This is a genomic window from Amycolatopsis sp. 505 (assembly GCF_031625235.1).
Lineage (GTDB): Bacteria > Actinomycetota > Actinomycetes > Mycobacteriales > Pseudonocardiaceae > Amycolatopsis.
In genome coordinates this window covers 206,684-219,214 of the sequence record NZ_JACKQP010000011.1, presented here as the reverse complement: position 1 = coordinate 219,214, position 12,531 = coordinate 206,684, and the positions used below count along the sequence as shown (strand labels likewise).

13 protein-coding genes are annotated in these 12,531 nt (G+C 71.5%); 6 read left to right on the top strand and 7 right to left on the bottom strand.

Annotated features, from left to right (window positions below):
* Positions 1–115 precede the first annotated feature (115 nt).
* Positions 116–1,030, top strand: a complete 915-nt coding sequence (locus H5965_RS36400) for a hypothetical protein (RefSeq protein WP_310975547.1) — start codon at positions 116–118, stop codon at positions 1,028–1,030.
* 26 nt (positions 1,031–1,056) lie between these two features.
* Here the strand turns inward: H5965_RS36400 and H5965_RS36395 are convergent, their stop codons facing one another.
* The 3 genes from H5965_RS36395 to H5965_RS36385 form a co-directional block, all read right to left on the bottom strand.
* A complete protein-coding gene (locus H5965_RS36395) occupies positions 1,057–2,328 on the bottom strand; it encodes an MFS transporter (RefSeq protein WP_310975546.1) in 1,272 nt (423 codons plus the stop codon).
* Positions 2,329–2,407: 79 nt separating this feature from the next.
* Positions 2,408–2,914, bottom strand: a complete 507-nt coding sequence (locus H5965_RS36390) for a flavodoxin domain-containing protein (protein WP_310975544.1) — start codon at positions 2,912–2,914, stop codon at positions 2,408–2,410.
* Positions 2,915–3,005: 91 nt separating this feature from the next.
* Positions 3,006–4,139: a nitric oxide synthase oxygenase gene (locus H5965_RS36385; RefSeq protein ID WP_310975760.1), complete on the bottom strand. Its 1,134-nt coding sequence runs from the start codon at positions 4,137–4,139 to the stop codon at positions 3,006–3,008.
* A 453-nt stretch (positions 4,140–4,592) separates the two neighbouring features.
* On the opposite strand from H5965_RS36385, the gene H5965_RS36380 reads away from it, so the two are divergent.
* Positions 4,593–5,618 carry a GTP-binding protein gene (locus tag H5965_RS36380; RefSeq protein ID WP_310975543.1) on the top strand — a complete coding sequence of 342 codons (1,026 nt, stop codon included), beginning with the start codon at positions 4,593–4,595 and terminating at the stop codon, positions 5,616–5,618.
* Positions 5,619–5,686: 68 nt separating this feature from the next.
* A complete protein-coding gene (locus tag H5965_RS36375; RefSeq protein WP_310975542.1) occupies positions 5,687–5,935 on the top strand; it encodes a hypothetical protein in 249 nt (82 codons plus the stop codon).
* Here the strand turns inward: H5965_RS36375 and H5965_RS36370 are convergent.
* On the bottom strand, positions 5,932–6,480 hold the full coding sequence (locus tag H5965_RS36370; RefSeq protein ID WP_310975541.1) for a TetR/AcrR family transcriptional regulator: 549 nt from the start codon (positions 6,478–6,480) through the stop codon (positions 5,932–5,934). The two genes, H5965_RS36375 and H5965_RS36370, sit on opposite strands and share 4 nt — an antisense overlap.
* 92 nt (positions 6,481–6,572) lie before the next feature.
* Between H5965_RS36370 and H5965_RS36365 the strand changes: the two genes are divergently transcribed.
* A complete protein-coding gene (locus H5965_RS36365) occupies positions 6,573–7,700 on the top strand; it encodes an MFS transporter (RefSeq protein ID WP_310975540.1) in 1,128 nt (375 codons plus the stop codon).
* On the opposite strand, the gene ligD is transcribed toward H5965_RS36365, so the two are convergent.
* Positions 7,701–8,705, bottom strand: coding sequence for a non-homologous end-joining DNA ligase (gene ligD / locus H5965_RS36360; RefSeq protein ID WP_310975539.1), 1,005 nt, complete (start codon positions 8,703–8,705; stop codon positions 7,701–7,703).
* Complete coding sequence (locus H5965_RS36355) at positions 8,702–9,781, bottom strand: ATP-dependent DNA ligase (RefSeq protein WP_310975538.1); 1,080 nt, start codon at positions 9,779–9,781, stop codon at positions 8,702–8,704. The genes ligD and H5965_RS36355 overlap by 4 nt, the downstream gene beginning before the upstream one ends.
* Positions 9,782–9,835: 54 nt before the next feature.
* Between H5965_RS36355 and H5965_RS36350 the strand changes: the two genes are divergently transcribed.
* Both H5965_RS36350 and H5965_RS36345 read left to right on the top strand, forming a co-directional pair.
* Entirely contained in the window at positions 9,836–10,342 is a 507-nt protein-coding gene (locus tag H5965_RS36350; protein ID WP_310975537.1) for a DinB family protein, read from the top strand.
* Positions 10,342–11,265: a squalene cyclase gene (locus H5965_RS36345; protein ID WP_310975536.1), complete on the top strand. Its 924-nt coding sequence runs from the start codon at positions 10,342–10,344 to the stop codon at positions 11,263–11,265. The genes H5965_RS36350 and H5965_RS36345 overlap by 1 nt, the downstream gene beginning before the upstream one ends.
* On the opposite strand, the gene H5965_RS36340 is transcribed toward H5965_RS36345, so the two are convergent.
* Positions 11,262–12,422: a DUF1015 family protein gene (locus tag H5965_RS36340; protein WP_310975534.1), complete on the bottom strand. Its 1,161-nt coding sequence runs from the start codon at positions 12,420–12,422 to the stop codon at positions 11,262–11,264. The genes H5965_RS36345 and H5965_RS36340 overlap by 4 nt on opposite strands.
* Positions 12,423–12,531 lie beyond the last annotated feature (109 nt).

Below are 12,531 nucleotides of genomic sequence, written 5' to 3'. Positions count from 1 at the left end.
GGCACGCGGCGAACGGCCGGGTCCGGCGCTTCCTCCCGCGGCCGTCCGCGCGCTACAGCTACAACGGACCGCCGGCAACCAGGCCGTATCAGGGCTCCTGGCCGGACACCTCCCGGTGCAGCGCACACTGGCATGGCACGGCAAGCCGGTGGCGACCTACGAGGATCTCCCGCAGGAAGACCGGGACCGGATCAAGAAATCGATCGACGCCGTATACGGCATGTTCGTGCAGCCGGTCATCGAGGCCATGATCGACGACCGCCGGATCCACAGGGTAACCGTCGGATTGGCCGTCAAGGAGATCCCCAAGATCATCGACCTCCTTTTCGAGTACGAGAAAAACCCACCCAAGCCTTCGCCGGATAACCCGAGAAGCAGAATCGCCCTGCAGCTACTGGAGAAACAACAGGAAGCCAAAAAGCTGAACTCGAAAGTCAAAACATCATATGCCGAGACGGTCTCCGTGCCCAACCTTCGCGAATTCAACAGATTCCTGGACACGAATCCGGCATTCGTGGATTATCTGACCAAGGCCGGCATCAGAATATTTTTCAGGTCTAAGAGCGCCAACAACATCGGCGGCCTCTACACGCACGCGGACAGGATCGTGCATCTCGAACCCGGGGTCGAAGGGGAGCGTCCGGGCATCTTCCTCCGGTTGTTGCTGCACGAGCTGGGGCATGCCTCGTTCCAGCGGATGCTGATGACCACCAAGCCGGACGCCCTGAACCAGGACGAGCAGGCGTTCCGCGACGCCTGGACGGTGCTGCGGCGGAATAACGGGCAATACCTGCTCGGGCTCGACCTGGGTCGGGGCAGGCAGCCCGATGAGAGGAGGAAGTACCAGGCGGGCGACTTCATGGAGTTCTGCGCCGAGAACTTCATGCACCGGGTGACCGCGCCGGGCCTGTTGAACAAGCATTTGATGACGATCAACAAGCCGGGCAATCACGTCCCGCAGGACGTCAGGGATGCCTGGCGTGACGCGATCGTGATCCTGGACAAGTACGTGCGCCTGCTCTTGCGCTGACGAGTCGATCCTTCAGACAGCTCCGCTCACTTCGAACCCGCCGGCGCGGTGGCCACCGCGGACTCGCCGAACCGGATCCCCTTCGCCTCCTTTCCGATCGCCGTCAGCACGGCCACCGCGATCAGCCCCGGGACCACCGTCCACACCAGAGCCGACGGGTACCCGTGGGACTCCGCGATCGCCTGCTGGATCGGCAGGTTCAACGCCGCCAAGAGGTTTCCCAGCTGGTACGTCACCCCCGGGTAGAAGCCGCGGATGGCGTCCGGGGACATCTCCGTCAGGTGCGCCGGGATCACTCCCCACGCTCCCTGGACCATGATCTGCATCAGGAACGAGCCCAGCGCCAGCATCCCCGCGCCGTGGTCGACCGCGAAGATCGGGACCACCGGGAGGCCCAGCACCGCCGCCGCCACGATGGTGCGGCGGCGGCCCAGTTTCTCCGACAGCGTCCCGAATGTCAGGCCGCCGATGATGGCTCCGATGTTGTACAGCACCGCTATCCACGTGCTCGTCGACGCACTCAGGCCCGCGCCGCCGTCGTCGTGGGCCTTCAGGAAGCTCGGGTAGACGTCCTGGGTTCCGTGACTCATCCAGTTGAACGCCGTCATCAGCAGGATCAGGTAGCCGAAACGGCGGATCACCTTGGGGTTCAGCAGGATGTCCTTCACCGACGTCCGCGTCACCTTCAGCTTCTCGCGCGCGGTCTCCCACACCTCCGACTCGCGGACGCGCGCGCGGATCAGCAGGCTGATCAGCGCCGGGAAGATGCTCAGCACGAAGATCCAGCGCCACTGCAGCCCCAGCGCGGAATGGAACAGCAGGTACGCCAGCGCCGCCAGCAGGTAGCCGATCGAATAGCCGACCTGCAGCAGGCCCGAGAAGAAGCCGCGGCGCTCGGCCGGGATCTTCTCCATCGCCAGCGCCGCGCCCAGACCCCACTCGCCGCCCATGCCGATGCCGTAGACGAACCGCAGCACCAGCAGCACCGCGTAGTTCGGGGCGAACGCGCACAGCAGGCCGGCCACCGAATACAGCACGACGTCGGCCATCAGCGGGATGCGGCGGCCCACCCGGTCGGCCCACAGGCCGAACAGGAGCGCGCCGACCGGGCGCATCACCAGCGTCGCCGTCGTGATGAACGCCAGCTGCGTGGCCGTCGCGCCGAACGACTTGTCCTTCGCGATGTCCGCCAGGACGAACACGACCAGGAAGTAGTCGAACGAGTCCATGCTCCAGCCGAGCAGTGCGGCGAGGAAACTGTTGCGCTGGTCCGCGGTAAGCGCTTTCCGATCCGTCACGTTCGCCCCGTTCCGTCGGTTTCCCACCGGAAGACCTCGGGTTCGGTCTAGCACCCACCACCCCGGGCGGGCAAGAGGATCAGAGCGAGACGCGGGTGCGGACCCGGCGGCCGACGTCCCGGGCCCAGGCCTTGATCCGGTCCCAGTCGCGGAAGTCGCCGGCGCGCCGGCCCGAGGCCAGCAGCTTCGGGATCAGCCCGTGCACGGTCGCCGGGTCCAGCCGGCCGCCGAAGGTGGCCGTGCGCTCCGCGTCGATGCGCGCGGCCAGCAGGGCCACGTTCGCCGGCAGGCTGACCTGGTGCGTGGCCGCGCCCGGGCCGCACGGTCCGCTGTGGAACAACCACACCGGACGCTCGGCGAGCGCCCGGGCGTTGCGTTCCAGCAGCCGGACGGCTTCCGGCCGCCACCGGTGGTAGTACAGCGCGCTGCCGACGACGACCGCGGCGTAGTGCTCGACGCCCGCGACGTCGGCGGCGTCGCGCACGTCGACGGTCAGGCCCGCTGCACCGAGCTCGGCGGCGATGACCTCGGCGATCTGCCGGGTTCCGCCGTGACGCCCGGCGTAGGCGACGAGGACTGCGGTCATGCGGTCCATTGTCGGCCTTCGCGGACCGGACTGCCCCGTGGGTCGCCCACGATCCGCCGAACGGGCGCTTCCACGCTACTCTCCGCGGTTCTCACGGCGGCGGCAGGAACGCGGGTCGCTCCGACGGGTCCGGTTCGTCGTAGTAGCGGTGGAAGACCGCGGTCTGCCCGCCGGAAATCGGCGGCACGATCCAGCTCCACTCCGCGGGGCACCGGCGCCCGGCCCGCTCCTCCCGTTCCAGGTGGGAGAGGAACCGGTGCGATTCGGTGTGGTGGTCGGCCATCGTGACGCCGGCCGCGTCGAAGGAGTGCTGCACCGCCAGCGTCAGCTCCACCAGCGCGCGGTCGCGCCACAGCGTGCGCTCGGACGCGGTGTCGAGGCCCATCAGGTCCGCGATGACCGGCAGCAGGTCGTAGCGCTGCTCGTCGGCGAGGTTCCGGGCCCCGACCTCGGTGCCGAGGTACCAGCCGTTGAACGGCGCCGCCGGGTAGGTGACGCCGCCGATCTCCAGGGGCATGTTGCTGATGGCCGGCACGGCGTGCCAGCGCAGCCCGAGTCCGGCGAACCAGCGGTGATCGGGGTGGGTCAGCGGGACCTCCAGGACGGCGTCCGGCGGCAGCGTGAACAGCCGCGGTTCGCCGGGCACGGCCTCGATCAGCAGCGGCAGGACGTCGAAGGAACCTCTTCGCTCCGGCGGCCGCCACCCGAGTCTTCGCACCTGCTCGGTGAACTCGGCGTACCGCGGGTCGCCGAGGACCGAGCCGTCTTCGAAGCGGTACCCGGCGTAGCGGATCAGCTGCTCGTTGTGGATTCGCGGGCCCGGTGCACCGGGCGTGTCCGGTGCGAAGACGGTGACCGTCGGCCGGATCCGCCCGCCCCGGGTCGCTTGGCGCAGGTGGGCGACGCACTCGCCGGCGATCGCGGCGGGGTCGGTGACCCGGCGGCGGTCCCGGATCCGCAGGCTGCGCCAGTACAGCCGGCCGATGCAGCGCGCCGAGTTGCGCCACGCGACCCGCGCGCCGTACGCCAGCTCGGCGGGCGTGTGCCGGTACGTGCCGGTTTCCATGATTTCCGCGCGCACCTGCGCCAGCCGGTCCTCGAACCGCTCGCCCTGTTCCGCGGCGCCTTCGGCGAACATCCGGTCCAGGAATTCCTCCGCTTCCGCGGAATTGACACTCTGCTCTTCCGAGACGCGCTGCGGGTAGAGCGGCAACGAGGCCGTCACCCGCTCGGGTGTAACGGTCACCGCGGTTCCCCACTCTCCGAAATCGCGATCTGCAGCCCGACGAAAAGGTTCACCGTTCCTCCGAGGGTCGCCGACGACACTGCCGGCCGGAAGTCCCCACTGCCCTGGGGACTCCGGCCAGGCGGGGGAGGATACCCCACGTTTCGCGGGACGGGCTCCGCCACTCGGGAACGCCGTCCCGGCGATCCCGGAATTCCAGCGCACACGAGGTCCGGCTGAAAAAATAACTGCTACCAAGCGTTATTCGGACATGGCGCAGCGCATTTCCGGTCAATCGATCACCCCGGGCGGCAAAACCCGCGTGATCCTTTATCGGCGGCCGGCCTTCGTCTTTTCGTGGGCAATCGGCGAACGGCCTTCACCAGGGGCGGCCACCCGGGTACGCGCGCCCGCGTTAGAGTCGCGGTGATCGGCAGCGGAGGGAGAGTTTTCGTGACCGCCAGGCGCATCCCCGTAGTCCTGGTCGCCGGGTTCCTCGGCGCGGGCAAGACGACGTTGCTCAACCACCTGCTCGCCAACCGCGAGGGCGCCCGGGTCGGCGTCGTGGTCAACGACTTCGGCCAGGTGAACGTCGACGCGCTCGCGGTCGCCGGTCAGGTCGACACGATGGTCTCCCTCGGCAACGGCTGCCTGTGCTGCGCGGTCGACGCGAGCGGGCTGGACGCGATGCTCGCGAAGCTGTCCGGCGCCGAAGCCGGCATCGACGTCATCGTCGTCGAAGCCAGCGGCATCGCCGAGCCCCGCGACCTCATCCGGCTGATGATCGCCAGCGAGAACCCGGACATCCGCTACGGCGGGCTGGCCGAGGTCGTCGACGCCGCCGAGTTCGAGGCCGCCCGCGAACGCCACCCCGAGCTCGCCGACCACTTGCGGCTCGCCGACCTCGTGGTCCTGAACAAGGCCGACCGGGTGCCCGCCGAGGCACTCGCGAAGCTCGCCGCGACCGTCGAAGAGCTGGCCCCGGGCCGCCCGCTGCTGGTCACCGAGCACGGCCGGGTCGACCCGCGGCTGTTCTTCGACCCCGAACCCCGCGGCGAGCGCGCCGGCCAGCTGTCGTTCGACGACCTGCGCGAGGACCACCACGACCATTCGCGGCACCTGCACGCCGAGTACCAGACGGTCACCTTCACCGCCGGGACGCCACTCGCGCCGCGCGCCTTCGTCGGGTTCCTCGAGCGGCGCCCGGCCGGGCTCTACCGGATGAAGGGCCAGGCCGACTTCGGCCCGACCGGCGCGCAAGCGCGCTTCCACCTGCACACCGTCGGCGGGTTCGTGCAGCTGGAGCGGTCGGCCTGGCCGGCGGGCGAGCCGCGGCGGACCGAGCTGGTGCTGATCGGCGCCGGCATCGACACCGACGCCGTGCTCGCCGACCTGGGCCGCTGCGTGGCCGACGACCCGGACACCGTGGACGAACGCGGCCTGCTGCACATCCTGCGGTACCTGCCCGACCAGGCCTGAGCGCCCCGCCACGCCGAAGATCGGCAAATGCGCCGCCGCCGCGGCCACCGCGACGGACACTGACCGCCATGACGACCACCGCGGTGAGCGCACCACGCTGGTACCTGGTCGGCGTGCTGCCCGAGGACGTCCCCCTGGCCCACCTGATGACCCGCTCCGGCGACCTCCGCTACCGGCGCTCGGCGTGCGGGGCGCGTGAGTCCCGCAGCTGGAAACCCGTCGACCTGACCACGTCCGAGCTCGCGCCGTGCCCGGCGTGCGTCGCGACGCTGTCCGGCGTCGGCGCCGGACAGCTCGCCCTCGACTTGCCGGTCTAGGCGATCAACGTCCGCGCGAGCCGCTTCGCGGTGTCGAACGGCCGCGAGTTCTGGGCGACCACTGCCGTGACCGTGGCTCCGTCCAGCAGGAGCATCAGCTCGTCGGCCAGCTCGCCTTCGTCGCTCCGGAGCTGCGCCCGCAGGTAACTGTGCAACCCGGTCTTGTGGTGGCGGACCACTTCGCGGACCGGGTCGGCGGGGTCGGGGAATTCCGAGGTCGCGTTCAAGAAGGCACAGCCGCGGTAGCCGTCGCGGGAAAGCCAGGCTTCGTAGGCGTCGAACACCGCCAGCACCCGCTCGCGCGGATCGGTGTGCGCGGCGGTGATCCGGTCGATCTCCTCCTGCCACTGCCGATCGCGCTCGCGCAGGTACGCGACGACGAGCCGGCTCTTGGACCCGAAGTTGCCGTAGAGGGCCGCCTTCGTCACCCCGGCTTCGGCGGCCACCGTGTCGACGCCCACGGCGTGGATGCCGTCGCGGTAGAACAGCGCCGACGCGGCCTGGAGCACCTTCGCGCCCGCGTCGCCGGGACGGGTCCGGCCCACGGCATCCCTCCGAACAGATCGGTCTGGTTCTGTAACTGCGGTGATCCTATCATTACTTGACATCAGACAGACCTGTCTGTTTGGTGGACGAGGTGACGACGCGGACGAAGACGGACAGCTGGGCCTCCACGGCCGCGGTCGGCGCGGTCGTGATCGCCCTCTGCTACGGGTTCGCGCGCTACGCCTACGGGCCTTTCGTGCCGCGGTTCAGCGAGACGTTCGGGCTGACCACGGTCGGCGTCGGCGTCCTCGGTGGTCTCTCCACCGCGGGATACGGCCTCGGGTTGCTGCTGGCGCCGAGAACGTCCGCGCGGTCGGCACGCGGGACCGTTCTGCTGGCCGCGACGTCGGCGACGGCCGGGCTCGCGGTCATGGCGCTGGCGCCGCACGTCGTGGTGTTCGGCGCCGGGATCACCGTTGCGGGGGCCGGCGCGGGACTCGTGTCGCCGGGTGTCGCGCAGCTGATCGGCGAGACGGTCGGGACGCGGACCCGCGACCGGGCGCAGACCTGGGCCAACACCGGGACCGGCCTGGGGCTGGCCGCGTCGGCGTTCACTCCCCTGCTGGCCTTCGGCTGGCCGGTGATCTGGTCGGCGTTCGCCGCCCTCGGCGTGGCCGTGACGCTGCTCGCCTGGCGGACGTTGCCCCGGTCCCCCGGCGTGCCCACCGTCTCCGGACCGGTCCGCGGGATCGTCCCGCTCGTGGCCAACTCCGCGCTCATCGGCGTGACCAGCGCGCCGTACTGGACGTTCTCCACCTCCCGGCTCGCCGAAACCGGGCTGAGCCCGGTGGCCGCGACCTGGTGCTGGGCCACGATCGGCGCGGCCGGGCTGCTCGGCGGCCTGGCGGGACGGGCGGCCGGGCGCGCGGGCCTGCGGACGGTCAACCTCGCGACGTGGACCTTCACCGCCGCGGGCCTCGCCCTCCTCGCCCTGCCGAACCCGGGGGTGCCCGTCGCCCTGCTCTCCGGCGCCCTGTTCGGCAGCACCTACATGGCGCTGACCGGGCTCTGCATCCTCTGGGCGGCCCGTCTGTTCCCCGACCGGCCGGCCCGGGGCATCACGTGGTCGTTCGCCGGGCTCGGCGTCGGCCAGACCGTGGCCTCACCGCTGGCCGGCGCGGCGGCCGCGGGCCTCGGGTCCGGGGCGGTGTTCGGGCTGACCGCGCTGATCGCGCTCACCGCGTGGAGCCAGCTCCACCCGCGCCTCGGGCCGCCGTGATCACGTCTTCTTCGCCCGGCTCGGCGCCACCCGCGGCGGCTCGTTGGGCATCTTCGGGTACACCGGCGGCCACGGCGCGTCCATCAGCCCGGCCGCCATGTCCCGCTCGGACATCTCCAGCAGCGGCTCGATCGACTGCGGCCGCTCCCCCGCGCCCGCCCACGGATCGCCGCGCTCGGCCAGCCGGGCGGGCACGGTGCTCAGCGTCAGCGTGTCCGGCTCGACGGTGTCCAGCTCGTCCCAGCCGATCGGCGTCGACACCTGGCCGCCGACCCGCGGGCGCACGCACCACGTGCCGAACACCGTCTTGTGCGGGGCGTTCTGGTTGAAGTCGACGAACACGCGCGTGCCGCGTTCTTCCTTCCACCACTGCGCGGTGATCTTCTCCGGGTGCCGGCGTTCGAGGGCCCGGGCCAGGGCGACCGCGGCCGCCCGCACCTGGAAGCTGTCCCAGCGCGGCTCGAGCAGCACGTACAGGTGCAACCCGCGCGAGCCCGACGTCTTCAGGTGCCCCTCGATGCCGTTTTCGGCCAGGAACTCCCTGGTCAGCGCCGCGGCTTCGCGCAGCTGGTCGAAGCCGATGCCGGGCGACGGGTCGAGGTCGACGCGCAGCTCGTCGGTGACCTCGGGTGTGTCGGCGAGGTAGGGCCAGACGTGGAAGCCGAGGCAGCCGAGGTTCACCGCCCAGAGGATGTGGGCCAGGTCCTTCGCCACCAGCGCGTCGCTGGTCGTGCCGTTCGGGGTCGAGACGACGGTGGTGGTCAGCCACGGCGGCGCGCCCTTCGGGACGCGTTTCTGGAACCAGTTCTTGCCGCCGGCGCCGTCCGGGTAGCGCTCCAGCAGCAGCGGGCGCCCGCCGAGCCGGGCCAGCAGCGGCCCGGACACCGCCCGGTAGTACTCGACGAGGTCGAGCTTCGTCTCGCCGCGCTCCGGGAAGTAGACCCTGTCCGGGCTGCTGATCTTCACCTCGACGCCGTCGGCGTCCACCAGGACCGCCCCGCTCATCGCGCCTCCCCGAACAGCTTCGCGAGCTCGGCGGGCGGCGCCTCGTCGAGCTGGGCGTACGTGCAGGACTCCGGCGTGCGGTCGGGCCGGAACCGGACCAGCCGCCCGCCGTGCCGGAACCGGCCGCCCTGCAGGTGCTCGTACCGGACTTCGGCCACCCATTCCGGCCGCAGCGGCTCCCACGAGAGGTCCTTCTGCGGCGCCCACCGGCTGTTCGCGCCCGGCTGGCGGCCGGGCTGCGGTTCGTACTCGGCCCAGGTGCGCCACGGGTGGTTTTCGAGCGCGTTTTCCCGCAGCGGCGCCAGTTCCTCGACCAGCTCGGCGCGCCGGGCCTTGGTGAAACTGGTGGCCACCCCGATGTGGTGCAGGACGCCCTCGTCGTCGAACAGCCCGAGCAGCAGCGAGCCGACGCCGACGCCGTCCTTGTGCCAGCGGAACCCGGTGACGACGCAGTCGGCCGTGCGCTCGTGCTTGACCTTCAGCATGACGCGCTTGTCCTGCTCGTACGGCAGGTCGCCGGGCTTGGCCACGACGCCGTCGAAGCCCGCGCCCTCGAACCGGGTGAACCAGTCTTCGGCCTGCGCCGGGTCCTCGCTCAGCGGGGTCAGGTGGACGCGTTGCAGCCCTTCGGCGGCGTTGCCCAAGATGCTTTCGAGCTGTTTGCGCCGCTCGCGGAAGGGCTGCCCGGTGAAGTCGGTGTCGCCGAGGGCCAGCAGGTCGAAGGCGATGAAGCTGGCCGGCGTCTCCTCGGCGAGCTTGCGCACGCGCGAAGCCGCCGGGTGCAGCCGCAGCATCAACGTCTCGAAGTCGAGCCCGGCCGGCGTGACCACCACGATCTCGCCGTCGACGACGCAGCGGGGCGGCAGCGCGGCGGCCAGCAGCTCCACCAGCTCCGGGAAGTAGCGGGTCAGCGGGCGGTCGTTGCGGGAGCCGAGCTCGATCTCGTCGCCGTCCCGGAACACGACGCACCGGAAACCGTCCCACTTGGGCTCGTAGAGCAGCCCCGGGGCACGGGGCACCTCGTGCACCGCTTTCGCGAGCATCGGCCGCACCGGCGGCATAACGGGCAAGTCCACCGCGCGAGCTTAAAACACGGGTATGACATTTCAAGGCGTGATAGACACTCCCGCGTGACCTTCGAACGCCCCGCACCGCCCCTGACCGGGGGCGAGCGCGAAATGCTCCGCACCTTCCTCGACTTCCACCGCGCCACCCTCGCGATGAAGTGCGACGGACTGTCCGACGAGGAACTGCGGCGCGCGTCGAGCCCGCCGTCGACGCTGTCGCTGCTCGGCCTGGTCCGGCACATGGCCGAGGTCGAGCGCACCTGGTTCCGGCGGGTGATCAACGCCGAGGACGTCCCGCTGCGCTGGTCGTCCGAAGGGGACTTCCAGGCCGCCTACGACGCGAGTTCCTCGACGCGCGCCGAAGCCTTCGAGGCGTGGCAGGCCGAGGTGGAGAAATCGCGCAAGATCGAAGAAGCGGCGGAGTCCCTGGACGTCACCGGCCACCAGCCGCGCTGGGGCGAGGACGTCTCGCTGCGGCTGGTGATGCTGCACATGATCCACGAGTACGCCCGGCACAACGGCCACGCGGACTTCCTGCGCGAGGCCATCGACGGCGTCACGGGAGCCTGATGAACCTGCTCGCCTGGTTGCGCGACACCGACCCGGCCCAGCGCTGGCAGGTGGAGCGCGACCTGGCGGGCGAACCCCCGGCGGTCTGGGAGGCGACCCGGGCGCGGGTCGCGGTCGAAGGGTTCGGCGCGCGGCTCCTGGACCTGCAGGACGCCGACGGCCGGTGGGCGGGCGGCGCGTACTTCCCGGCTGGCTTCCCCGACGGTGAACCGCAGCCGTGGACGGCGACGACCTGGTCGTTGAACGCCCTGCGCGAATGGGGCCTCGACGGCGCCGTCCTGCGCGGTACGGCCGAGCGGCTCGCCCGGAACTGCCGCTGGGAGTACGACGACCTGCCGTACTGGGACGGCGAAGTCGACTGCTGCATCAACGCCTGGACGCTGGCCAACGGGGTGTGGCTCGGTGCGGACGTCGAAGGCATCGCGAGGTGGTTCGTCGAGCACCGGCTCCCCGACGGCGGCTGGAACTGCGCGTGGGTCGAGGGCTCGACGCGCTCGTCGGTCCACTCGACGCTCAACGCGCTCAAGGGCCTGCTCGCCTACGAGGTGGCGACCGGCGGCACCGCGGATTCCCGGGCGGCGCGCCTCGCGGGCGAGGAATACCTGCTGGAACGCGGGCTGTTCCGGCGGCTTTCCACGGGTGAGCCGATCGGCCCGTGGGTGACGGAGTTCGGCTACCCGTTCCGCTGGCGCTACGACGTGCTCAACGCAGCTTCCTACTTCCGCGACGCCGGCCGCAGGGATGACCGGCTGGCCGAGGCGATCGCCCTGATCCACGCAGCCCGGCAGCCGGACGGGACGTGGCGGCAGGAGCGGACCGACGCCGGCCGGGTCTGGTTCGACGTGGACGTCCCGGCCGGGCAGCCGTCGAAGTGGCTGACGCTGTTCGCCACCCGGGTCCTGAACTGGTGGGACGCCCGCTAAAGCTCCGCCAGCACGAGCCCGCTGCGCGGCTTCGGTGTGAAATAGGTGGCCTTCCGCGGCATCCGGCGGCCGGCGGCGTGCACGGCGAGAACGTCGGCGTAGGCCACCGGGGCCAGCAGCACCACCGCGTCCGCGTCCGGGGGCAGCGGGCGGCCCGCCGGGAGCGGGCGGACGCACGGCCCGTCCGGGTCGATGCCGAGCGCGCGGGCGAACAGGACCCGTTCGACGAGCTCGTGGTCGATCACCGGCCAGGGGCCGTCCGGGGCCGGGAGCGGCACCCGCAGCACGGCCCCGCCGGCGCGCACGACCACCTCGCCGGGGACCGGCACGGCGTGTTCGTCGTAGCGGACGTCCAGGCCGGCCGCGCACCAGCGCGAGACCAGGTCCTCCGGGCCGAGGCCGGTGCCGGTGAGGACGCGGTGGATCGCGCCGATCCGCAACGCCGGTCCCGCGGTGACCAGGGCGAGCAGCGCGCCGTGGCCGGCCGCCGCCGCGGCGGCCACGCGGTGGTTGCCGTCCGCGACCAGCAGGTCCGTGCCGGCCACCGCGGCCAGCAGGCGGCTCTGCAGCGGTCCTTCCGGCACCACCCAGAGGTCGTGCCGCCGCCCGGCCGCGTCCGAAGTGGACAGATCGGGCAGGCCGAGGCCGGCGCAGGCCTGTTCGACCTGCTCGGTCAGCTCCGGGCCACCGGCGGCCGGGACGAGCAGCGCCGCGCTCGTCGCGCAGCCCAGGCCGGCGAGCACCGCGGCCCGTTCGGCGACGACGTCGGGGTAGACGTCCTCGGTGTGGCGGACGCGCGCGGCGCCGTCGTCGGTCACCGCCGCCGGGTCGACCAGGCAGAGCAGGCCGAGCGCCACGCCGTCCGGTCCTTCGACCCGGTAGGGCGCGACGATGTCCCGCACCGGCCGGTAGAACCGCTTCTTCAGCCGTTCGAGCACGGCGCGGGCGACCGGGACGGCGGCCGTCAGGTCGAGACCGCGCGCCAGGGCGGCGGGCGTGCGGGCCGGGTGCTGCACGGCCAGCAGGCTGTCCGCGGCGCCGGGCGCGGCCAGCGCGGCGATCACCCGCTCGGGCTCGGCGAACTCGTCGACGTCGGGGCCGGGGACCGCGTCGCGGACCACCCAGCCCCGCCCGATCGGCCGGATCCAGTCGCTCATCCCGACCATCTTCCGCCACGGGCGTCCGGAAATCCGCTGGGGCCGGTACCGCCGGGATGGAATGCTTAGGACTGCAAAGCAGTTGACTCCGGTCATGACCGTTCCGAGG